Source organism: Streptomyces sp. NPDC088733, from assembly GCF_044751185.1.
GTDB lineage: Bacteria > Actinomycetota > Actinomycetes > Streptomycetales > Streptomycetaceae > Actinacidiphila.
Genome location: NZ_JBIVLH010000012.1, coordinates 108886 through 129999, shown reverse-complemented (window position 1 = coordinate 129999; position 21114 = coordinate 108886). Strand labels below are relative to the sequence as shown.

The 21114-nt window shown below is 74.3% G+C and carries 18 protein-coding genes; 6 read left to right on the top strand and 12 right to left on the bottom strand.

Annotated features, from left to right (window positions below):
- Positions 1-634: 634 nt before the first annotated feature.
- The 3 genes from ACIP64_RS23160 to ACIP64_RS23150 all read right to left on the bottom strand — a co-directional run bounded on the left by ACIP64_RS23160 (position 635) and on the right by ACIP64_RS23150 (position 4176).
- Positions 635-847 (bottom strand): hypothetical protein, encoded by a 213-nt coding sequence (locus tag ACIP64_RS23160; protein WP_401589822.1) that lies wholly within the window; start codon positions 845-847, stop codon positions 635-637.
- A gap of 191 nt (positions 848-1038) precedes the next feature.
- Positions 1039-2256, bottom strand: coding sequence for an MFS transporter (locus ACIP64_RS23155; protein ID WP_401589819.1), 1218 nt, complete (start codon positions 2254-2256; stop codon positions 1039-1041).
- A 471-nt stretch (positions 2257-2727) separates the two neighbouring features.
- Positions 2728-4176 (bottom strand): NCS2 family permease, encoded by a 1449-nt coding sequence (locus ACIP64_RS23150; RefSeq protein WP_401589816.1) that lies wholly within the window; start codon positions 4174-4176, stop codon positions 2728-2730.
- 198 nt (positions 4177-4374) lie between these two features.
- Between ACIP64_RS23150 and sigJ the strand changes: the two genes are divergently transcribed.
- Together sigJ and ACIP64_RS23140 are read left to right on the top strand one after the other, a co-directional pair.
- Positions 4375-5283: an RNA polymerase sigma factor SigJ gene (gene sigJ, locus ACIP64_RS23145; protein WP_401589813.1), complete on the top strand. Its 909-nt coding sequence runs from the start codon at positions 4375-4377 to the stop codon at positions 5281-5283.
- 65 nt (positions 5284-5348) lie between these two features.
- On the top strand, positions 5349-7187 hold the full coding sequence (locus ACIP64_RS23140) for a hypothetical protein (RefSeq protein WP_401589810.1): 1839 nt from the start codon (positions 5349-5351) through the stop codon (positions 7185-7187).
- A 9-nt stretch (positions 7188-7196) separates the two neighbouring features.
- Here ACIP64_RS23140 and ACIP64_RS23135 read toward each other — a convergent pair whose 3' ends face one another.
- Entirely contained in the window at positions 7197-7943 is a 747-nt protein-coding gene (locus ACIP64_RS23135; RefSeq protein ID WP_401589808.1) for an SDR family oxidoreductase, read from the bottom strand.
- Positions 7944-8217: 274 nt separating this feature from the next.
- Here ACIP64_RS23135 and ACIP64_RS23130 point away from each other — a divergent pair, with 274 nt between their 5' ends.
- Positions 8218-8982 (top strand): GntR family transcriptional regulator, encoded by a 765-nt coding sequence (locus ACIP64_RS23130; RefSeq protein WP_401589805.1) that lies wholly within the window; start codon positions 8218-8220, stop codon positions 8980-8982.
- Between the two features lie 34 nt (positions 8983-9016).
- Here the strand turns inward: ACIP64_RS23130 and ACIP64_RS23125 are convergent, their stop codons facing one another.
- Together ACIP64_RS23125 and ACIP64_RS23120 are read right to left on the bottom strand one after the other, a co-directional pair.
- Entirely contained in the window at positions 9017-10639 is a 1623-nt protein-coding gene (locus tag ACIP64_RS23125) for an alpha/beta hydrolase (RefSeq protein ID WP_401589802.1), read from the bottom strand.
- Positions 10640-10797: 158 nt separating this feature from the next.
- On the bottom strand, positions 10798-11955 hold the full coding sequence (locus ACIP64_RS23120; RefSeq protein WP_401589799.1) for an ROK family transcriptional regulator: 1158 nt from the start codon (positions 11953-11955) through the stop codon (positions 10798-10800).
- A 128-nt stretch (positions 11956-12083) separates the two neighbouring features.
- Here ACIP64_RS23120 and ACIP64_RS23115 point away from each other — a divergent pair, with 128 nt between their 5' ends.
- Both ACIP64_RS23115 and ACIP64_RS23110 read left to right on the top strand, forming a co-directional pair.
- Positions 12084-12485, top strand: a complete 402-nt coding sequence (locus tag ACIP64_RS23115; RefSeq protein ID WP_401589797.1) for a hypothetical protein — start codon at positions 12084-12086, stop codon at positions 12483-12485.
- A 203-nt stretch (positions 12486-12688) separates the two neighbouring features.
- Positions 12689-14059, top strand: a complete 1371-nt coding sequence (locus tag ACIP64_RS23110; protein WP_401589794.1) for a glycoside hydrolase domain-containing protein — start codon at positions 12689-12691, stop codon at positions 14057-14059.
- Positions 14060-14068: 9 nt separating this feature from the next.
- Here ACIP64_RS23110 and mug read toward each other — a convergent pair whose 3' ends face one another.
- Together mug and purB are read right to left on the bottom strand one after the other, a co-directional pair.
- The gene (gene mug / locus ACIP64_RS23105) at positions 14069-14557 is read right to left on the bottom strand and encodes a G/U mismatch-specific DNA glycosylase (RefSeq protein ID WP_401589792.1); all 489 of its coding nucleotides are present in this window, start codon (positions 14555-14557) and stop codon (positions 14069-14071) included.
- 59 nt (positions 14558-14616) lie between these two features.
- Positions 14617-16104, bottom strand: a complete 1488-nt coding sequence (purB, locus tag ACIP64_RS23100) for an adenylosuccinate lyase (protein ID WP_401589789.1) — start codon at positions 16102-16104, stop codon at positions 14617-14619.
- Between the two features lie 150 nt (positions 16105-16254).
- Here purB and ACIP64_RS23095 point away from each other — a divergent pair, with 150 nt between their 5' ends.
- Entirely contained in the window at positions 16255-16767 is a 513-nt protein-coding gene (locus ACIP64_RS23095) for an NUDIX domain-containing protein (protein WP_401589786.1), read from the top strand.
- A gap of 23 nt (positions 16768-16790) precedes the next feature.
- On the opposite strand, the gene ACIP64_RS23090 is transcribed toward ACIP64_RS23095, so the two are convergent.
- From ACIP64_RS23090 to ACIP64_RS23075, 4 genes are all read right to left on the bottom strand, one after another.
- The gene (locus tag ACIP64_RS23090) at positions 16791-17570 is read right to left on the bottom strand and encodes an SGNH/GDSL hydrolase family protein (protein WP_401589783.1); all 780 of its coding nucleotides are present in this window, start codon (positions 17568-17570) and stop codon (positions 16791-16793) included.
- Positions 17571-17607: 37 nt separating this feature from the next.
- Entirely contained in the window at positions 17608-18633 is a 1026-nt protein-coding gene (locus ACIP64_RS23085) for a hemolysin family protein (protein ID WP_401589781.1), read from the bottom strand.
- A complete protein-coding gene (locus tag ACIP64_RS23080; protein WP_401589778.1) occupies positions 18630-20012 on the bottom strand; it encodes a hemolysin family protein in 1383 nt (460 codons plus the stop codon). The genes ACIP64_RS23085 and ACIP64_RS23080 overlap by 4 nt, the downstream gene beginning before the upstream one ends.
- Positions 20013-20109: 97 nt before the next feature.
- The gene (locus ACIP64_RS23075; protein WP_401589776.1) at positions 20110-20565 is read right to left on the bottom strand and encodes a GNAT family N-acetyltransferase; all 456 of its coding nucleotides are present in this window, start codon (positions 20563-20565) and stop codon (positions 20110-20112) included.
- Between the last annotated feature and the right edge of the window lie 549 nt (positions 20566-21114).

The following is a 21114-nucleotide window of genomic DNA, read 5'->3' as shown; positions in this document are numbered from 1 at the left end:
ACCGGCCAGGCCGATCTGTACTGGCGTGACGGCGCGGCCCGGCCTGTGCGGCCGGCTCCGAGCGGGCAGGGGCGGCGGACCGCGACCGCGGCGAGCTGGCCTGCACCGCCCGCCTGCTGCGGCCGATCAGGCGGCGCTGTCGAGTTCGGAGCGGGCAGCGACGGTGGCGTTTCTGCGGCGGCGGACCGCGACCGCCACGTGGCCGGGGCCACCGGTGGCGGAGCCGAGAGCGGGCGGCGGCCAGTACGCCGACCATGGCGGGGAAGCCGAGGCGCGCGCCGAGCGCGGCATCGGTGAGCGGGCCGCAGGCGACCCCGAGGGGCGAGGCGGCCGGGCCGATTCGCGCTGGGCTGACGGCGCTGCCCGGCCTGTGCGGTCCGGGCCAGGCGGTCAGGCGGCTCGGCCGAGTTCGGGGTGGGCGGCGACGGCGGCGTTCCGACTGCGACGTGTCCGCGGCTGCCAGCGGCGAAGAGCCGGCGTACCCGGCCCAGCACGGCGTGAGCGAGTCCGAGGGGGGAGGGGGAACCGGCGTGAACGGCCCGCCGGCCGCAGGCGACCCCGAGGGACGAGGCGGCCGGGCCGATTCGCACTGGGCTGACGGCGCTGCCCGGCCTGTGCGGTCCGGGCCAGGCGGTCAGGCGGCGCGGCCGAGTTCGGGGCGGGCGGCGACGGCGGCGGCGTTCCGGCGGCGGCGGACCGCGACCGCGATGCGGGGGCTGCCGGCGGCTGCCAGGAGTGCAGCGGCCAGTACGCCGACCATGGCGGGGAAGCCGAGGCGCGCGCCGAGCACGGCTCCGGTGAGCGGGCCGCGGGCGACCCCGAGGGGCGAGGCGGAACCGGCGTACACCGCCCACCGGCTGCGGACGGCCGGGCCGATCGGCTGTGGGCTGACGGCGTGGTTCGGCCGGTGTCGTCCGGGCCTGGCGGCGGCGGCGTTCCGACCGCGACGCGCCCGCGGCTACTGGCGGCGGAGCCGGCCCAGCACGGCCGTCGAGGCCGATCCGCACTGGGATGAGGGTGCGGTCCGGACCCGGACGGTCAGGCGGCGCGGCCCAACTCGGAGCGGGCGGCGACGGCGGCGGCGGACCTGCGGCGGCGGACCGCGATCGCGACGCGGCCGGGGCCGCCGGTGGCGGAGCCGAGGGCGACCGCGGTGAGCGGCACGGCGGCGGCCAGGAGCACACCGGCGAGCACGCCGCCCATCGCGGGGAAGCCGAGGCCCGCGCCGAGCACGGCGCCGGTGAGCGGGCCGCAGGCGACCCCGAGGGACGAGGCGGAACCGGCGTACACCGCCCACCGGCCGCGGCCGTCCAGCGAGGCGGCCAGGCCGATCGCGTAGGAGAGCACCACGGGATAGAACGTGTTCCACAGGATCTCGCCGGCGGCGAAGGCCGTCGCGTCGTGCGCCGAGGAACTGACCGCCACACAGCCGGCGATCAGCGCGGTGCCGAGGCCCACCGGCAGCGCGCGACCGAGGCGCGGGCCGAGCGCGCCCGCCGCGGTGACCCCGAGCAGCCCGCCGCCGAGGGCGACCGCGAAGACCACGCCGAGCGCCGCCTCCGACAGCCCGACCCGGTCCAGGCCGATGCGGCCGCTCACGCCCCACAGCGCGTTCTGCGCCATCGACCAGCACAGCATCGACGCCGCCAGCACCAGGCCGGAGCGGCGGTGCGGCAGCGGACCGGCGGCCTCGGACCGGGACGCGGTGACGGGGGCGGCGGACAGCCACCGGGTGAGCGGCAGGACGAGCAGGGCCGTTGCGCCGATGGCGGCCAGCGGCAGGGCGTGGCCGCCGCCGAGCGCCGGCAGGACGAGGTAGAGCGCGCCGGCCACCGCGGAGGTGGCCAGCAGGCCGAGCACGGTGACCCGGTGCGGTTCCCGCTGCCCGGCGATGCCCACGGCGGCCACCGCCGTCGCCGTACCGGACCCGAAGCCCCCGGCGACGCAGCCGGCCACCACCAGGGCGACGTGGTGCGTGGCGGCGGCCGTGGCGAAGCCGCCGGCGATGAGCAGCAGACCGCACCTGGCCAGCCGTGCCCGGCCGATCCGGTCGACCCGCGAGGCCAGCAGGAACCCGGCGCAGGCGGAGGCCAGCAGCAGCGCGCTGCCGACGGCGCCGGCCTGCGAACCGCTCAGGGCGAGCCCGGTGGTGAGCCGTCCGACGACGGTCGGCATCAGGTACGGGGCGAGGTAGCCGACGCAGAAGAGGGCGACGAGCGGCAGCAGGGCGCGCGGGGGCGCGGTCCGCGAAGACATGGGCGTTCCTGATGGACGGCCGAGGACTCGGCGACAAGCGTGGGGGAGGAGCGACCGTCGACGGACAGGAACGCGCAACCATGTGTATCAAGCACCTAGGGGTGCGGTTAAGAGGGGGACGGCAACTCAAACCTGTCGTTGCGCAATTGAGACCGAACATTCGCGTGTACCCCGCACGCGACAGCCGCCGTCCGCCTGCCCGACAGCCGCGCTTCACCCGCGCGAGGGGCTGGGCCGTCCGGCCGGTCCGGGCGCCGGCGCGGGAGTGCCGCACCTCACACCGCCCGCACGGACCGCGGCGGGAACTACGGCGGTCCGCCCGTAGTTCGAACAAGTACGGGCCGTCGCGCGGAGCGCCGGCCCGGCCAGCGGCCCCGACCGGGGGCCCCCGTCCCGGTCGGGGTCTTCTTCACCGCCGCGACCGCCGCGCGGCTCCGCCGCGCGACGGCCGCCCCGCGGTCACCGGACGGGTCACTTCACGCCGAGCAGCTGCTCCAGTGGATCGATCGCGAAGTACACCACGAAGAGCGCCGACACCGCCCACAGCAGCCAGTGCACCTGCCTGGCCTTGCCCAGCACGGTCTTCAGCACGACGTACGCGATGAAGCCGGCACCGATGCCATTGGTGATCGAGTACGTGAACGGCATCACGGCGATCGTCAGGAAGGCGGGGAGGGCGACCTCGAAGTCGTCCCACCCGATGTTCTTGACCTGCGTCATCATCAGGAAGCCGACCGCCACCAGCGCGGGCGCCGCCGCCTGGAGCGGCACGATGGTCAGCAGCGGGCTGAGGAAGAGCGCCACCGCGAACAGCCCGCCGGTGACGAGGTTGGCGAAGCCCGTGCGCGCGCCTTCGCCGACACCGGCCGCCGACTCGATGTAGGCGGTGTTGGAGGACGCGGAGGCCGCGCCGCCCGCGACCGCCGCGGCGCCGTCGATCAGCAGCACCCGGCCCAGGTTGGGGACCCTGCCCTCCTCGTCCAGCAGGCCGGCCTCGGCGGTGATGCCGACGACCGTGCCCATGGTGTCGAAGAAGTCCGACAGGATGAGGGTGAAGACCAGCAGCACGGCCGTGATCACGCTGATCTCGCCGAAGGCCCCGAAGAGACTGAAATGCCCGAGCAGCCCGAAGTCCGGCGCCGCGAAGACGTCGTCCGGCACCTTGGGCGTGGTCAGGCCCCAGCTCTTGATGTCGGCCACCGCGTCGACGACGATCGCGACCACCGTCATCGTCACGATGCTGATGAGGATGGCGCCCTTCACCTTGCGCGCCAGCAGTGCGACCGTCAGCAGCACACCGAGGCAGAAGACCAGCACAGGCCAGCCCGACAGCGCGCCGCTGCCGCCCAGTTGGACCGGGACGGTGGTGTTGGCGGCGTCCGGGATGCGGCTGACGAAACCGGCGTCGACGAAGCCGATGAAGGCGATGAACAGGCCGATGCCGACGCTGATCGCCTGTTTCAGCGGCTGGGGTATCGCGTGCATCACCGCCTCCCGCAGTCCGGTGACCACCAGGACGCAGATCAGCAGGCCCTCCAGGACGACCAGGCCCATCGCGTCGTCCCAGCTCATCAGGGGTGCGATCTGGAAGGCGACCACCGCGTTGAGGCCGAGGCCGGCCGCGATCGCCAGCGGGAGGTTGCCGCCGACACCCATGATCACGGTCATGACGGCGGCCACCAGCGCGGTGGCGGTGACCAGTTGACCCGTTGACAGGACGTGCCCGAACTTGTCCTTCGCGCTTCCCAGGATGATCGGGTTGAGCACGAGGATGTAGGCCATCGTGAAGAAGGTGGCGAAGCCACCGCGGATCTCCCTGCCGAAGGTCGACCCGCGCTCCCCGATGCGGAAGTAGCGGTCAAGTGGGTTGCCTGGCGCGGGCGGTGAGCCCTTCGCCACGTCGGTGGCCTGCGCGGACATGCTGCTCCTCGGGGTGCGGCGATCGGTCGGCCTGCTGGTTGGGGGGATTGTGTACGCCCGGCGGACGGTTCGGGTTTTGGAAGTGTTTCCTTGCGCTAACGAATGTGTACCGCTCAACCGGCACGGCGACGAGGGGCGTTGAGGGCGGCCGCTCGCACGGTTCCCCCCGCCGTGCCGGTCTGCCGGGTGCCCGGAAGAATGGGAGGCGTGGGAGACGACACCGCCGCCGCAGCGGTCTTCGAGGAGCACCGTCCCGTCCTGACGGGCGTGGCCTACCGCATGCTCGGCCGCTTCGCCGACGCCGAGGACGTCGTGCAGGAGGCGTGGCTGCGCTGGGCCGCCGCCGACCGGGACGCGGTGCGCGAACCGCGCGGCTACCTGGTGACCGTCACCACGCGGCTCGCCATCGACCGCCTGCGGCAGGCGCAGTCGCGGCGCGAGGCGTACGTCGGCCCGTGGCTGCCCGAGCCCGTCGCCACCGACTTCGCGCACACCGTGCCCGACACCGCCGACCGCGTCGTCCTCGCGGAGTCCGTCTCCCTCGCGGTCCTCGTCCTGCTGGAGTCGCTGTCGCCGCTGGAGCGCGCCGTCTTCGTGCTGCGCGAGGCCTTCGACTACCCGTACGCCCGGATCGCAGCCGTCCTCGACCGCGCCGAGCCCGCCGTGCGGCAACTGGCCGGACGGGCCCGCCGCCACGTCGAGGAGAAGCGCGCCCGCTACGACGCCGACCCGGCCGCGACCGCCGAGATCACCGAGCGGTTCCTCGCCGCCGCCCTCGGCGGCGACATGGACGGCCTGCTCGCGCTGCTCGCCCCGGACGTGCGGCTGGTCGGCGACGGCGGCGGCGTGCAGAAGGCCCCGCGGCGTGTCATCGAGACCGCGGCCAAGGTCGCCCGCTTCCTCCACGCGATCGCGCCCACCCCGGTGCCCGACCCCGCGTTCACCCTCCGCGAGGTCAACGGCGTCCCCTCCCTCGTCCTCACCTCCCGGGGCCTGCCCCACACCGTCGTCTCCCTCGAACTCACCGACGGCCTGGTCACGACCGTCTACGTGCTCACCAACCCCGGCAAGCTGACCGGCCTCGCGTCATCGGCTCCCGCCCTGTGACAGGTGGGGCGGAAGCGCTCGGTTAGGGTGCCGGAGTCGGCGCAGGGGTGAGGTGGGGAGCTGCCATGGCTGATCGGTCCGAAGAGCGTGGGGACGCCGGGCGGCTGGAGGCCGAGGGGGAGGTCGCGACCGCCCGGATCGCCTTGGCGGACGGCGATCTGACCCACGCGGCACGCCACTTGGAGGACGCGCTCGCCCGGGATCCCGGTCTGCCGGAGACACACGAGGCACTGGCCGAGTTCGCCGCCCGCGCCGGAGGCGCCGAGAAGGCCCTGGACTGGTTCGAGCCGGAGAAGCGGGCGTACATCGGGACGGTCGCCGCACGCGGGCACCTGTGCGCGGTCGCCGGGCGGTGGGACGAGGCACTGGGCCTGCTCGCCCAGTGCGCGGGCCACGAGCCGGACCGGCCGTGGCTGGACGTCGCCTGGCTGCGCCGCCCGGACATCGCGGAGCTCGTCGACCCGGACACCGTCGCCGGCGCCGCCGCCGGCGTGGCCCCCCGCCTGCCCGACCCGGTGGAAGAGGAGCACCGCGCGCCCCTGGTACCGCTGCTCGACCTGCTCCGCGCGAGCGTTGCCCGCCATCCCGACCACACCATGCTCCTGTGGTGCGGCTCCACGCTCGCCCGCCGCATGGGCCGCGCCGAGGACGCCGTCGCCTGGGCCGGGCGCTCGTACGCCCTGGAGCCCTGCCACCCCGCCGCCGTGATGCTCGGCTACGCGCTGCGCAGCGCGGGCCGCCCCGAGGAGGCACTCGACGTGTGGCGCCGCGAGGCGCTGCGCGACCCCTCCGACCTCGATCTGTGCATCGACATCGCCGAGTTGCTCCAAGCCCTCGGCCGTCCGGCCGAGGGCCTGGAATGGGCGGAACGCGCCGCCGCGGCCGACCCCGCCCACCCCAAGGCGGCCCCGGCCGCGCACGCCCTGCGCCACGCGCTCGACGGCGGCACGCGGCACCTCGTCGCGCTCGCCGACCACCTGCGCGACGCCCCGGACCACGCGTACGCCGGCGAACTCCTCACCCGCCTCGGCCGCGGCCGCCCCTGGCTGAACTGGATTCCCGGCGGCAACGAGGCGATCGTCAGCCTGCTCCACCAGGCCCTGGAGCAGGGGGTCGCCGCCGACGCCGAACTGGGGCTCACCGTCTCCGCCCTGGAGCCCCCGAGCGCGCTGCTCGCCCTGCGCACGGCCTTCCCGCGTGCCGCCCTCGCCGTCCAGGACGTGCCCGAGCCGGACTTGCGGGTGCCGCCCCGCCCGGTGGCCACACCGCTGTGGGCGTACGAGGGCACCACCGCGCACCCCGCCGTGCAGCCCCCGTCGCCCGAGGCCGCCGAGGCGGTGCGCCGCGTCGCGTGGCACGGCTGGCCGCATCTGCCCGCCGCCTACGACGACGCGGTGGTGCTGTCGGCCCTCGACCCGGAGGACCTGCTGGGCGTCCTGGTCCACCCGCCCGCCCCGCGCGACGACGAACTCGGCCGGGCGCTCGCGGCGCAGGCCCCCGACCTGTGGATCCGCGCCGTGCAGGTCTGGGCGTGCCTGGGGCTCGCCCACCACCGCACCGACGAGCCGTGGGCGGGGTCCCGGCGCCGTGCGCTCCTGGCCGACGTGCTGGGCAACGCCGAGGACTGGGTGTGCGAGGCGGCCGCACTCGCGATCGTCGCCACCGCCTGGGTCGATCCCGCGGCCCGCGAGGACGCCGCCCAGTTGGTCTCCTACCGTCTCATGGACGCCCTGGAGGCCCGCGAGACCCGTGTGGTGACGCTCACTTGGTCGCTGTGCCACCTCGCGCTCGCCGCCCCGGGTGTCATCCCGGCGGTCGCGGCGCTGGCGGAGGACGTGGTCCGCGCGATCGAGAGCGAGGATCCCGCGCGCGCCGACGACGACGAGGCACCGGCGGGCGCGTGACCCCTGCGGCTACAGCCCGCCCGAGACCCGCAGCACCGCGCCGGTGGTGTACGACGCCTCCGGCGACATCAGCCACGCCACCGCGCCGGCCACCTCCTCCGGCTCCCCGGGCCGCCGCATGGGCACCCGGTCCCGGTTCCGCCACGGCCGCTCCGCGTCGCCCATGGCCGCGTGGATGCCGGTCACGATCATGCCGGGCTGCACCGAGTTGACCCGCACGCCGTCCGGGGCGAGCTCCTTGGCGAGGCCGAGCGTGAGGGCGTCCACGGCGGCCTTGCTGGCCGCGTAGTGCACGTACTCCCCGGGGCTGCCCAGAGTCGCGGCGCCCGACGAGATGTTGACGATGGCGCCGCCTCCGCCCCCGTGCCGCGTGGACATCTCCAGCGCGGCCCGGCGCGCGCACAGGATCGCGCCCATCACGTTGACGTCGACGACCCGGCGCATCTCCTCGACCGGCGTCTCGGTGAAGCGGCCGAGCGGCCCGGTCACGCCCGCGTTGTTGACCAGCCCGGTGATCGCGCCCAGCCGCTCCCGCACGGTGTCGAAGAGCCGCTCCACCTGCTCCCCGTCACTGGTGTCGCCCTGCACCGCGACGCACTCGGCGCCCGCCTCGCGCACCTTCCGGGCGACCTCCTCGGCCTCCTCGCGCGCGTGCTGGTAGCCGATGCCCACGGCGTGCCCGTCGCGCGCGAGCCGCAGCGCCACCGCCGCCCCGATGCCGCGCCCGCCTCCGGTGACCACCGTGACCGCCGCCATGACCGTGCTCCCTCGCCGTCGGTGTATCCGCCACGTGCCGGTGGCGGCGGCGAACGCTACCAGGGTGCGAACGGCCTGTGACGGGCGCGAACACCATGTGAACGCTGCACGGCGGGCGCGGCCGGATCCGCCCGGGGCGGCGAGCATTGGTCTTGACCAAGCCGCAGGGCGGCCCTATCGTCCCCTAGTAGTGCAAGAACCTTTAATAAAGAGCCGTTCGGAAACAAGGCTGAACAAACCCCCGGTGGGGCCAGGCCGATTGCGGAGGATCAGGGTGGGGACCACGCAGCTCGAGAATGTGCCGGAGCCCAAGTACTGGCACCTCAAGACCGTGCTCGTCGACGCCCTCGACTCGGAGTTCGCGGTGGGGGAGATCCTGCCGAACGAGCGCGACCTCGCCGCCCGGTTCGGCGTCGCCAGGGCCACGCTGCGCCAGGCACTGGAGCAGTTGGAGCTGGAAGGACGCCTGCAGCGCCGCCGCGGCGTCGGCACCACCGTCGCCCCGCCCCGCGTCGGCGTCTCCGTCGGTCCCTCCCAGGGCACCTGGCCGGGCGCCGCGGGTGACGCGTGGCGCACCGTCGGCTGCGCCGAGGCCGCCGCTCCCGCCGCGGTCGCCGCCGCTCTGGGCACCGGCGCCGAGGAGCCGGTCCACACCGTCCGCCGGGTGCGCGCGATGGGCGGCCAGCCCGTCGCCACCGAGCTGCTCTACGTGCCGCGGTCCTCGGTTCCCGGCCTCGGCGACGACCTGACGCCCGCCGGCCACGCCCCGGCAGTGCTGCGCGCACTGCACGCCCTCGAACTCGACGGCGACGACCGCGCGGTGGAGCTGGGCTCGGCCCGCGCCGAGGACGCCAAGCAGCTCGACCGGCTGCCCGGCGCCCCCGTCCTCGTCGTCACCACCCGCTACTTCAGCGGCGGCCGTGCCGCCGCCGTGGCCGTCGCCACCTACCGGGCCGACACCTGCCGGCTCACCTTCGGCGACAGCGGTGCCATGGAGATCACCCACCACGACGGCGATCGGCACGCGGCGGCCTCCTGAGGCACCCGCCGGGGCGCGCCCCCGGGCCGCCGGGTCAGTAGTAGCGGCCCGTGTTGGCGTCCTTCGCGCCCTGCGCGCCCGACGGCACGGGCACCGGGTGCCCGGCGCAGCGCACGTCCCCGTCGCCGACGCTGCCCGAGGTCAGGTAGCGGTCGACACGTGAGACCAGGCACTGGTTCCAGATGCTGACCAGGCCGTGCGAACCGCGCCCCACCTCGGTGATGAGCCGGGAGCCCGGCAGCCTGCGGTGCAGTTCCAGCGCGCCCTCGTACGGTGTGGCGGCGTCCCGTTCGGACTGCGTCAGGAGCACCGGCGGCAGCTCGGCGGCCAGGGCGCCGACGTCGACCGCTTCCCCGGCCGGTGCGGGCCAGGTGGCGCACGGCAGGTTCATCCAGGCGTTGGGCCAGGTCTCGAAGGGGTGCCGGAGCGCGAGGCGCGAGTTGTCGCGGTCCCAGGTGGCCCAGTCGCGCGGCCATGCGGCGTCCGAGCACTGCACGGCCAGGTAGACCGCGTCGCCGTTCTCCGCGTCCTTCGCCCCGGACCGGTCGGGGGTGGCCGCGGCCACCAGGGGCTTGTCGTCGCCGTGCAGATAGCGCGAGAGCTGGTACGCGAAGACCACCCAGCGCTGGTCGTAGTAGGCGGCGTTCTCGGCGGTCGCGTGCAGCTCGCCGGGACCGACGGAGCCGCCGGCGGGCTTCTTGGCCAGCTTGCGCATCGCGAGGTCGAAGGAGGCCTGCACGCGGCTCGGCGTGGAGCCGAGCTTGTAGACGGAGTCGTAACGGGCCACCCAGGCGCGCCAGTCGGCCCAGCGGCCCTCGAACGCCACGTCCTGGCTGAGGTTGGTGCCGTACCAGACGCCTTGCGGGTCCGGGTCGACGACGCTGTCCAGCACCATGCGGCGCACATGGCGGGGGAAGAGCGTGGCGTACACCGCGCCCAGGTAGGTGCCGTACGAGACGCCGTAGTAGTTCATGCGGCTCTCGTGCAGGGCGGCGCGGATGACATCCATGTCGCGTGCCATGTCGGCGCTCGTCATGTGGGCGAGCAGGGCCCCCGAGCGGCGGCCGCAGCCGTCCGCGCGGGTCCTGGCCTCGGCGCGCTCCCGGTTCTTGACGGCCGTGGTGGCGGTCCGCGGGTCGGGTGAGGGCGCGTGGAAGTAGTTCTCGGGGCGTACGCAGGAGATGGGTGCCGAGTGGCCGACCCCGCGCGCGTCGAAGCCGATCAGGTCGTACGTCCTGGCGGCCGTCGCCCACACCTTGCGGGTCACCGGGCCGGCGCTCTTCAGGCCGACGGCGGGGAACCACAGCCCGGGGGCGCCCGGGCCGCCCGGGTTGAACAGCAGCGCGCCCTGCCGGCCCGAGGCCGGACCGGTGGCGCGCAGACGGCTCACCAGCAGTTCGATCCGCCGGCCGTTCGGCTGGGCGTAGTCCACCGGCACCGCGACCTTGCCGCACTGCACCGGCGCGGCCATGCCGCTGTCCTTGGGGCAGGGGCCGAAGGCGATGCCCGCGCCCGCGGCCGCGTCGGCGGCCAGCGCGACACCAGCCGCCCGCAAGGGGTCGTCCACAGGATCGGGCATGAAGGCCGAGGCGGGTGCCGCGGTGAGCGCCCCCGCCGCCAGGACCACGGACACACCCAGGATCACAGCTCGCCGCACGCGGGACGCCCTTCCACCGGCCGCGCCACCGCGGCGCGGCGTCAACTGCCGATGACAGGGATCGTCGGCTGGTCGGACAAACCGGCAAAACAGGCAGGCCGATGAGTCGTGAGATTTCCCCCGAATTGCTCTCGAAACGCCCCGGCTCCGGAGGTCGCTCAGCGGTTGAGCAGGGACGTGCGCGCCACCGCGAAGAGCTGCTCCTCAACGTGGTCCAGGGCCAGCCGGAGCGCGCCGGTGGCCACCGCCTCCTGCCCCAGCGCCGACAGCGTCACCTCCGGCGGCCGCAGGCAGTAACGGGCCAACTCGGCGCGCAGCGGCTCCAGGACACCGTCCAGTCCGGCCGCCCAGCCCCCGATCACCACGAGTTCGGGGTCGATGGCCAGCACGAGCGCCGCCACATCGTGCACCAGGCGGTGCAGGAAGCGCTCGACGGCCTCACGGGCCTGCGCGTCGCCCGCCCTCGCCAGCGCGAAGACCTCGGCCACCGCGGGCTCGTCCAGCGGGTGCAGCGGTGTGCCGGTCGTCGACAGCAGGCGTTCCGGGGTCGCCTCGCGGCCGAGCAGGTGCAGGGCGCCGATCTCGCCCGCCGCCCCGCCGAACCCCCGGTGCAGCCGGCCGCCGATCAGCGAGCCCGCGCCCGGGCTGAGCCCGGCCAGCACGAAGACGACGTCGTCGGTGCCGACGGCCGCGCCCTTCCAGTGCTCCGCCACGGCCGCCGCGTTCGCGTCGTTCTCCACCAGTACCGGGCAGCGGAACGACCGGCGCAGCCGTTCGCCCAGCGGCAGGCCCGTCCACCCCGGAAGGGCCGTGCTCAGCCGCACCGCGCCGTCCGTCTCCACGATCCCCGGGCTGCCGACGCCGACCGCCCACAAGGTACTGCGCGCCACTCCCGCCTTGCGCAGCAGCTCGGCGACGGTGCCCCGCACCCGTTCGAGCCGTTCCTCCGCGGGAGTCGCGTCGGCCACGTCGTGCGCCAGCGAACCGAGGACCCGGCCGCTCAGGTCCGACAGCAGCGCCCGCACCTGGCGGGCCCCGATCTCGATGCCCAGCAGATGCCCCGCCTCGGCATGGAAGCGGAACCGGCGGGCCGGCCGCCCCTGTTTGCGCGCGTCCCCCGGCTCCTGCGGCGCCTCGACCACCAGGCCCGACTCCATCAGGCCCTCGATCACGCCCTCCACGGTCGGCCGCGACAGCCCGGTGCTGTGCACCAGTTCGGTCAGGCTCGGCCCGGGGGCACCACGCAGCGCGTGCAGCACCACAGCGGAATTGATCCGCCGGAGCAGGGACGGATCCCCGCCGGTGAGCCCCGCCAAAGTACGTCCTCCCAGCGTGCGCGCGTGTTGGCCGGATCGTACCCGTCCGGGCCGCCCGCGGCGAGTGGCCCGGCGGTCCCTTCCGTGACGGGACGTCAAGTGTCGGACCCGGGAGGTTTACTGTTCCCATGGATCTCGTACGTCACCTCGCCGCCGTGGAGGCGCTGCGCGCCCGCCTCGACGCGGCCGGCGGCGACCCCGGATTCCACCTCGCGGACCTCGCCGCCGGGGACGGCTGCCGCGATGCCGACGAAGGGCTGCTCCCGCAGTGGGAGGACGACGTGGGGGCCGCCTGCGAGTCCCTCGTGTCGGCCCTGACCGGCCGCTACGGCGGACCGGCCACGATGGTCGACCTCCGGCCGTACCTGGAGCGTTCGGCGCTGGGCGAGGCCGTGCCGGCGCCGCTGGCGGTCCTGAGCGGCCACGCCGACGAGGCCTTCACCTGGCGCGTCGGCCGGCACTGGATAGCGATAGCCGACGCCACACCCCATCTGCTCGCCGCCGTCGCCGACACGGACCTCATCCCTTAGGGCGGCTTCCCGCCCGTAGTGCTCGACGGTGGCGCGACCGGGCGCCTACGCTGCGTACGGAACAGCTTGACGCGACATCATGCGCGGCGGCACGAGCCCGGACAGGCCCCGAAGTCCGCCCGGCGGACCGAACGCCCCGGCGGACGGACGGCCGGACGCCCACCGGATCCGCGGCGCGTCGCGCCATCCAGGGGGAACCGCCCATGCCGCACCCGCGCCGTACCGTTCACCAACCGCCCCTCCGCGCCCTCCGGCGTCGCCTGCGGCGCCTGCCGGCCGCCGTGTTCTCGGCCGTCCTGGCCGTCGTCAGCGCCCTGGTGCTCGCACCGGCCGCCGCCGCCGAACCCGCCACGAGCACCGGCTATCCGGCCGGGGCCACCGCGACCCGCTACTCCGGGCTCGCCTTCGACGCCTGCACCGCCCCGCCGCTGACCACCATCCAGGCGTGGAACGCCTCGCCGTACCGCGCGCTCGGCGTGTACATCAGCGGCGTCAACCGCACCTGCGCCCAGCCCGAACTGACGGCCGCCTGGGTCACCTCCGTCTCCCGGCTGAAGTGGCGCCTGCTGCCGATCCACAAAGGCCTCCAGCCGCCGTGCGGCGGCCGCCCCACCGACGCGAAGATCAGCCGCACCGCGGCGACCGCCCGCACCCAGGGCACCACCGCGGCCCGGGACGCCATCGCCGCGGCCAAGGCGCTCGGCATGCGGCCCGGCAGCGCCTTCTACAACGACATCGAGAACTACACGCAGTCCGACACCGGCTGCCGCACCGCCGTGCTCAGCTATCTGTCCGCCTGGACCAAGGAGTTGCACCGCCTCGGCTACGTCTCGGGCGTCTACATGAACCTCAACCTCGGGGCCGGGCAGCTCGCCGACGTCTTCACCTCGGCGTCCTACGCCCGCCCCGACGCCCTGTGGATCGCGCGCTACGACGGCGCCGACACCCTCAAGGGCTGGACGGGCGTGCCGGACGCCAAGTGGGCCGTCCACCAGCGGGCCAAGCAGTACCGCGGCAGCCACGACGAGACCTACGGGGGCGTCACGGTCAACATCGACAACGACCGCCTCGACGCCCCCGTCGCCACCGTCGCGTACGCCTACACGGTGACGAGTCCCGGCGTCCTCAACGCCCGCTCCGGGCCGTCCGACAGCTACCCCGTCGTGCGGACCCACGCGTCCCGCTCCACACTCCAGGTCCTCTGCCAGACACCCGGCCCGAAGGTCGGCACCACGGCCGTCTGGGACAAGCTGAGCGACGGCACCTACGTCACCGACCACTACGTCAGCACGCCCTCGACCACCGGCTACAGCTCACCCGTCCCGCGCTGCGTCTACCCGTACCAGATCACCGCGAGCGGCGGACTGACCCAGCGGAGCGGCCCCGGCACCTCGTACGCCGCCCAGGGCAAGGCACCGAACGGCGGGCTGGCGTGGGTGGTGTGCCAGCGGAGCGGTACCAAGGTGGGCACCACCAAGATCTGGGACCGGCTCGACAGCGGCCGCTACGTCTCGGACCACTACGTGGCCTCGCCGAGCGGCACCACGTACAGCAAGCCGGTGCCGCGCTGCTGAGGCCGGGACTCAGTCACCGGCCGCGGCCCGCAGCCGCCCGAACTCCTCCACCATCGCCGCCGTCGTCCATCCGGCGTTGAGGCCGCTGGGGTTGGGCAGTGCCCAGACCCGCGTGTCGCCGATCGTCCGCTCCTGCGGACCGATCGCGGCACGCGGATCGGCGAACGCCACCCGGTAGGCGGTGACACCCACGACCGCCAGCCAGCGCGGCCGGTGCCGGAGCACCCGCTCCGTCAACAGCGCGCCGCCCGCGACGAGTTCGGCCCTGCTGAGCTCGTCCGCGCGGGCGGAGGCGCGCGCCGCCACATTGGTGATCCCGAGCCCGTACGACAGCAACTCCTGCTGCTCGGACGGGTCCAGCCGCCGCGGCGTGAACCCGGAGCCGTGCAGCACCGGCCAGAACCTGTTGCCGGGACGGGCGAAGTGGTGGCCGGTGGCGGCGGACATCAGACCGGGGTTGATGCCGCAGAAGAGCACGCGCAGACCGTCCGCGATCACATCGGGGACGGTGCGCTCGCGGGCGGCCTCCAGCTCGTCCTGCGTGGGCCTGCCGGTCGTCAGAGGATGGCCCCGGGCCGGTACGAGGCCGCCAGCGGATGCCGCGACGTGACCTCCTCGACGCGCCGGACGACCTCCGCGACCTGCGCGGACGCCGCGCCGGTGAAGGAGAGCCGGTCCGCCATGAGGGCGTCGAGCTGCGCGCGGTCCAGCGGGATGCGCTCGTCCTCGGCGAGCCGGTCCAGCAGCTCGTTGCGGTCGGCGCCCTTCTCGCGCATCGAGAGCGCGGAGGCCACCGCGTGCTCCTTGATGACCTCGTGCGCGACCTCGCGGCCGACCCCGGCGCGAACGGAGGCCATGAGCACCTTCGTGGTCGCCAGGAACGGCAGGTAGCGGTCGAGTTCGCGGGCGATGACGGCCGGGAAGGCACCGAACTCGTCGAGCACCGTCAGGAAGGTCTCCATCAGGCCGTCCAGCGCGAAGAACGCGTCCGGCAGCGCCACACGCCGCACCACCGAGCAGGAGACGTCGCCCTCGTTCCACTGGTCGCCCGCCAGCTCGCCGACCATCGAGGCGTAGCCCCGCAGGACGACGGCCAGGCCGTTGACGCGCTCGCAGGAGCGGGTGTTCATCTTGTGCGGCATGGCCGAGGAGCCGACCTGGCCGGGCTGGAAGCCCTCGGTGACCAGTTCGTTGCCGGCCATCAGCCGGATCGTCTTGGCCAGCGACGAGGGCGCGGCGGCCAGCTGCACCAGCGCGGTGACGGCGTCGTAGTCCAGCGAGCGCGGGTAGACCTGGCCCACCGAGGTGAACTCGCGCGAGAAGCCCAGGTGCTGTGCGACCCGCCGCTCCAGCTCCGCGAGCCTGGCCTCGCCCTCGGCCCCGCCGCCCAGCAGGTCCAGCATGTCCTGCGCGGTGCCGACCGGGCCCTTGATGCCGCGCAGCGGGTAGCGGCCGAGGAGGTCCTCGACGCGGGCGAAGGCGACCAGCAGTTCGTCGGCGGCGGTCGCGAACCGCTTGCCGAGCGTGGTGGCCTGGGCGGCGACGTTGTGGGAGCGCCCGGCCATGACCAGCTCGCCGTACTCGGCGGCCAGCCGGCCCAGGCGGGCGAGCACGGCCACGCTGCGGTCGCGCACGAGCTCCAGCGACAGCCGGATCTGCAGCTGCTCGACGTTCTCCGTGAGGTCGCGCGAGGTCATGCCCTTGTGGACCTGCTCGTGGCCCGCGAGCGCGTTGAACTCCTCGATACGGGCCTTGACGTCGTGCCGCGTGACCTTCTCGCGCTCCGCGATGGACGCGAGGTCCACCTGCTCCAGCACCCGCTCGTAGTCCGCGATCGCCTCGTCCGGCACCTCGATCCCGAGGTCCTTCTGCGCCCGCAGCACCGCCAGCCACAGACGGCGCTCCAGCACCACCTTCTGCTCGGGGGACCACAGGGTGGCGAGCTCCACGGATGCGTAGCGGCCGGCCAGGACGTCGGGGATGCGGGGCTTGGAAGTCACGTAGCGAGAGTTTACCCGGCGTCCATGGTTGCCGCCCACGCCCATGGGGGAGTGGAAAGGCCAGGTCAGAAACGCTCAGCCGTCCATTTGGTGGTCGTCCGCGCGAGGTCGGTGCGGTGTTCCGAGACGGGTCGGCTTCGCACATCAGGCGGCGGACGTCGCTGTGGTGTCAGAGGGGGCTGCGATCGTCGGCCCATGGACGAGTGGGTCGAACAGGTCGATGAACGCGATCTCGTGGTGGCTGTGGTGCGCCGCGCCGAGGCTGTCCGCCGGGGTTGGCTGCACCGGATCGCCGTGACGATGTGCCGCGATCGAGAGGGACGGTTCCTCGTCCACCGGCGTTCCGGGCAGGTGTCCCGCTTCCCGGGGCACTACGAGGTCGCGGTCGGCGGTGCCGTCGCCGTGGGCGAGTCGTACGAAGCTGCGGCAGCCCGCGAGCTGGGGGAGGAGCTGGGGGTCCAGGTGCCGGTTCGCCTCGTGGTCAAGTTCCTGAGCCTTGGCGGCCTGAGCCCTCACTGGCTCGCGATCCACGAGGCCGTCGTCCTCGGCCGGGTCAGGCCCGACGGGGACGAGCTCGTTTGGCACGACTGGATGACCAGGAGCGAACTGTCGGGCTTCATGCGACGGCAGGTCTTCACTCCGGACAGCCAAGAGGTACTGAGCCGGTACGTCGCCGCGGACCGGCCGGTGCCCCCGGAGGAGTGGTGAGGGCCCCGCACCGGGGCCGCCGCTCAGGCGTCGGCGGCCGGGAGGGGGAGCAGTTCCGCGCGCTTGGGGGCCAGGCCGTCGCCGGAGGAGCGGCCGGTGAGGCGGCGGCCGATCCACGGCACCAGGTGCTGCCGGGTGAAGCGCAGGTCGGCCGTCCGGCGGGCCGTCCAGGGGAGCTTGATCCCGACGGGCAGGGCCTCGGTCCAGTCGAAGCGCGGGGTGTGGCCGAGGGTCTGCCAGACCGCCTCGGCGACCCGGCGGTGGCCCTCCTCGTCCAGGTGCAGCCGGTCGTCCGCCCACAGGCGGGGGTCGCCCAGCACGTCCGCGCCGTACAGGTCGACGACGAGGGCGCCGTGCCGGGCGGCCAGCTGGTCGATGAAGGCGAACAGCTCCTCCATGCGCGGCTGGAAACGCGCCGCGACCGGGCCACGGCGGGCGGGGCTGCGCATCAGGACGAGCTGCCCGCAGCTCGGCGCCAGCCGCTCGACGGCCTCCTCCAGCAGCGCGCACACCTGCGGGACGTCGCACTTGGGCCGCAGCACGTCGTTCAGACCGCCGACCAGCGTCACCAGGTCCGCGCCCATCGAGGCCGCGGTCTCGACCTGCTCGTCGACGATCTGCTGGATGAGCTTGCCCCGCACGGCCAGATTGGCGTAGCGGAAGTCGGGGCTGTGGGCGGCGAGCCGGCCCGCGAGCAGGTCGGCCCAGCCGCGGTAGGTGCCGTTCGGCAGGGCGTCCGACATGCCTTCGGTGAAGGAGTCGCCGAGCGCGACGAAGCTGGTGTGGGTGGCGGTCATCTCCATGGCGGCCGTGATCCTACCGGGCCGCTCCGAGGCTGCTTCAGGGGGCCGGTGCGTGCCCCATCAGCTGCTTGAGCACATCCTCCATCGTCACCAGGCCCATGCCCCGCCCCTGGTCGTCGACCACCGCCGCCAGGTGCGCGCCGCTGGCCCGCATCGCGGCCAGGACGTCGTCCAGCGGCGTCGCCGCGCCCACGCGGGTGATGCGCCGGATCGCGGCGCGCGGGAACGGCAGGTCGCGGCGGGCCGGACCGCAGGCGAGGGCGTCCTTGACATGCAGGTAGCCCAGGACGCGGCCGGACTCCTCGGTGACCGGGAAGCGGGAGAACCCCGAGCGCGCACTCAGCCGCTCCAGCCCCTCCGGGCTGATGTCCGAGCGCGCCACCACCACCCGGTCGGCAGGCACCACGACCTCGCCCACCGGCCGGCGGCCCAGTTCGAGGGCGTCCTGCAGCCGGATCGCGGCCCGCTCGTCCAGCAGTCCCGCGGCCCCGGCGTCGGTGACCATCCGGGCCAGCTCGTCGTCGGAGAACACGGCCGCGACCTCGTCCTTCGGCTCCACCCGCAACAGCTTCAGCAGCCCGTTGGCGAACGCGTTGATCGTGAAGATCACCGGGCGCAGCGCCCGTGCCAGCGTCACCAGCGGCGGCCCGAGCGCCAGCGCGGTGCGCTCGGGCTCGGCGAGCGCGATGTTCTTCGGCACCATCTCGCCCAGCAGCATGTGCGCGTACGTGGCGAGCGTCAGCGCGATCGCGAACGACGCGACATGGACCGCGTTCTCCGGCACGTGCAGCGCCTGGAACAGCGGGGACAGCAGGTGTTCGATGGCGGGCTCGGCCACGATGCCCAGCACCAGGGTGCACAGCGTGATGCCCAGCTGTGCGGCGGCCAGCAGCGGCGACAGGTGCTGGAGTCCCCACAGGACGTGTCGCGCGCCGCGTTCCCCGGCCTCCGCGCGGGGCTCGATCTGGCTGCGCCGCACGGAGATCATGGCGAACTCGGCGCCGACGAAGAACGCGTTCACCACCAGCGTCAGCAGGCCGACGAGGATCTGCAGGAAGGTCATCGCACCCCCGCTGCGCCGTCGCCGGTCCCGTCCCCCGGCGCCGCCGCATCCCCGCCGGCAGGCGCGCCCTCGCCCGGCGGCGGGGAGATCAGCCGCACCTGGGCGGCCCGGCGCCCGGTGTCGTCGGTGACCTCCAGCACCCACCCGGCGGCCTCGGCGACGTCCCCGGTGACGGGGATCCGGCCGAGCCGCTCCGCGATCAGCCCGGCCAGCGTCTCGTACGGACCCTCGGGCGCCCGCAGGCCGATCCGGGCCAGCTGGTCGGTGCGCGTGGCGCCGTCGGCGTCGTAGACCCGGCGGCCGGTGCGGTCCCGGTGGACGAAGGCGAGGTCGGGCGTCTCCTGCGGGTCGTGCTCGTCCCGCACCTCGCCGACGACCTCCTCGACGATGTCCTCCAGGGTGACGACCCCGGCCGTGCCCCCGTACTCGTCGATGACCACGGCCATGCCCGTGTCCCCGGCGAGACGGTCCAGCAGCCGGTCCACGGTCAGCGACTCGGGCACCAGCAGCGGCTCGCGCAGCAGCGGCGTCAGCGGATGGCCCGGCCGGCGCTCGGCCGGCACGGCCAGCACGTCCTTGATGTGGACGATGCCGATGACGTCGTCCAAGCCGCCCCGGTGCACGGGGAAGCGGGACAGGCCGGTCGCCCGGGTCGCGTCGGCGACGTCCTGGCAGCTCGCGCGCTCGTCCAGGGAGGCGACCTGGACGCGGGGGGTCATGACGTTCTCGGCGGTCAGCTCCGCCAGGCCCAGGGTGCGGACGAACAGTTCGGCGGTGTCGGCCTCCAGGGCCCCGGCCCGCGCCGAGTGCCGGGCCAGCGCGACCAGCTCCTCCGGGCTGCGGGCCGACGCGAGCTCCTCCGCGGGCTCCATGCCCAGGCGCCGCAGGATGCGGTTGGCCGAGTTGTTGAGGTGCCGGATGAGCGGGCCGAAGGCGGTGGTGAACGCCCGCTGCGCCGGGGCGACGGCCCTGGCGACCGGCAACGGGCGGGAGATCGCCCAGTTCTTCGGGACCAGTTCGCCGACCACCATCAGCACGACCGTCGAGACCGCCGTGCCCAGGACCAGCGCCAGCGACGACGCCGCCGACCGCGGCATCCCGAGCGCACGCAGGGGCCCGGCCAGCAGCTTCGCGATGGAGCCCTCGGCCAGCATGCCGATCACCAGGCCCGTGACGGTGATGCCGAGCTGGGCCCCGGACAACTGCAGCGTCAGGGTGCGCACGGCACGCAGCGCCGCGGACGCGCCCCGCTCACCGGCCCGCGCGGCGCGCTCCAGATCGGCGCGCTCGACGGTGGTCAGCGAGAACTCCGCGGCGACGAAGACCGCACACGCCAGGGTGAGCAGCAGCGCGACGGCCAGCAGGAGCACTTCGGTCATCGGGACACCTCGATCCCATGATCGGTCAGCGGACGGTGGCGCGCGCGATTTTGCTGCCGTCGGGGGAGGCGGCGCGAGCCCGCGCGGTCCGGGCGCGCTACCCGGCGGCAGGCGGGCCGGGCGGGCGCACGCCGACCAGCGGCTTGGTCCAGCGCCGCCACTCCTCGTTCGGCAGGTAGCCCGCCGACCGCCAGGCATGGTGGGCCCGCTCGTTGCGCACCAGGACCATCGCGTCCCCGCGGCGGCCGCCGAACGCGGTGAAACGTGCCTCGGCCGCGGCCAGCAGCGCGGTCGCGACGCCCTGCCGGCGCCGTCGCGGGTGCACGGCCAGGCGGTACAGGTGGCAGCGCCAGCCGTCGAAGCCGGCGATCACGGTGCCGACGAGTTCCCCGTCGCGTTCGGCGAGGAGCAGTGCCTCGGGGTCGCGCGCGATGAGCCCGCTCACCCCGGCCAGGTCGTCGCTGACGGTGGTGCCCTCCGCGGCGTCCTTCCAGAAGGCCAGCACCCTTTCGGCGTCGGCAGGTGCCGCGCCGCGTATCCGCAGATCGTTCACGCCCCCACCCAAGCAGGCCGTCCCGGCGCCGGTCGAGGGTTTTACGTGCCGTTCCGGCGCGGTTCCGCGATCATGCGGGCGAAGTCCTCGGCCGTGGGCTCCTGGACGGTTGTCACGTGGCCGAAAGCAGCCCCCGCTCCGGCGGGCCGGGCAGCTGCGCGGCGATCCGGTAAGCGGGGCCTGGCGGGCGTCGGTGAGCACGACGCACGGGACGAGGATGCCGAAATCCGGATCGGTGCCGTGTGCCGAGACGACTCGTTCGGGGCCAAGGACGGGCCTGACCGCGCCCGGCCGGAATGGGACCGGCTCCGCGCCGCACTGATCCCCTGGGCCGCGGAGACCCGGGACAGCGTGACGCTCACGGCGGATGCGGTCGCCGCCCTCTGGCGGCCGGGACCCTGAGCACGGCTCTCCTCAAGCGGGTGCCGCAGGTTCGAATCCTGCCCGAGGCACACGATGAAGGGCCCGCACGCTGACAGCGAGGCCGATGCACCGCTCCTAGAAGGGCGGCCAGTCGGAACCCGGAGGTGGGGCAGGAGAATTACGGTT

Excerpts from the sequence above, each read along its gene's own strand:
- ACIP64_RS23155 (WP_401589819.1), bottom strand. The coding sequence starts at position 2,256 with ATGTCTTCGCGGACCGCGCCCCCGCGCGCCCTGCTGCCGCTCGTCGCC.
- ACIP64_RS23150 (WP_401589816.1), bottom strand. The coding sequence starts at position 4,176 with ATGTCCGCGCAGGCCACCGACGTGGCGAAGGGCTCACCGCCCGCGCCA.
- sigJ (WP_401589813.1), top strand. The coding sequence starts at position 4,375 with ATGGGAGGCGTGGGAGACGACACCGCCGCCGCAGCGGTCTTCGAGGAG.
- ACIP64_RS23140 (WP_401589810.1), top strand. The coding sequence starts at position 5,349 with ATGGCTGATCGGTCCGAAGAGCGTGGGGACGCCGGGCGGCTGGAGGCC.
- ACIP64_RS23135 (WP_401589808.1), bottom strand. The coding sequence starts at position 7,943 with ATGGCGGCGGTCACGGTGGTCACCGGAGGCGGGCGCGGCATCGGGGCG.
- ACIP64_RS23115 (WP_401589797.1), top strand. The coding sequence starts at position 12,084 with ATGGATCTCGTACGTCACCTCGCCGCCGTGGAGGCGCTGCGCGCCCGC.
- ACIP64_RS23110 (WP_401589794.1), top strand. The coding sequence starts at position 12,689 with ATGCCGCACCCGCGCCGTACCGTTCACCAACCGCCCCTCCGCGCCCTC.
- purB (WP_401589789.1), bottom strand. The coding sequence starts at position 16,104 with ATGGGCGTGGGCGGCAACCATGGACGCCGGGTAAACTCTCGCTACGTG.
- ACIP64_RS23095 (WP_401589786.1), top strand. The coding sequence starts at position 16,255 with ATGGACGAGTGGGTCGAACAGGTCGATGAACGCGATCTCGTGGTGGCT.
- ACIP64_RS23090 (WP_401589783.1), bottom strand. The coding sequence starts at position 17,570 with ATGGAGATGACCGCCACCCACACCAGCTTCGTCGCGCTCGGCGACTCC.
- ACIP64_RS23085 (WP_401589781.1), bottom strand. The coding sequence starts at position 18,633 with ATGACCTTCCTGCAGATCCTCGTCGGCCTGCTGACGCTGGTGGTGAAC.
- ACIP64_RS23080 (WP_401589778.1), bottom strand. The coding sequence starts at position 20,012 with ATGACCGAAGTGCTCCTGCTGGCCGTCGCGCTGCTGCTCACCCTGGCG.